The sequence below is a fragment of the Methylobacterium sp. C33D genome (assembly GCF_053345825.1).
This window is the reverse complement of the sequence record NZ_JBKFAV010000158.1, coordinates 1-334: the sequence shown is the minus strand read 5'-3', so window position 1 is coordinate 334 and position 334 is coordinate 1. Positions and strand designations below refer to the sequence as shown.

General features: G+C 70.1%; 1 protein-coding gene. It reads left to right on the top strand.

Annotation, left to right across the window (positions count from 1 at the left end):
* Positions 1 to 334 (top strand): lipocalin-like domain-containing protein (locus ACLBXO_RS31845; RefSeq protein WP_447687930.1); only part of this gene is annotated, 334 nt, incomplete at both ends.

The following is a 334-nucleotide window of genomic DNA, read 5'->3' as shown; positions in this document are numbered from 1 at the left end:
GCCACGCGCCGGATCGTCGACACGGGCGAGACCGTCGGCGCCTATGGCGGCCCGGAGCCGACCGGGTGGATCCACTACGGCCGCGACGGGCGCATGATGGTGGTCTGCGCCCACCAGGGCCGGGAGCGGCCGATCGCCAACGACAAGATGTCCGACGCGGACCGGACCAGGCTCCACAAGACCTTCTTCGCCTATGCCGGGACCTACCGGTTCGAGGGCGACCAAGTCGTCCACGACATCGACACGTCCTGGAACGAGGCCTGGATCGGGACCTCCCAGGTCCGGCACGTCGCGCGGGAGAACGGGCGGCTCGTCCTCACGACGGTGCCGTTCA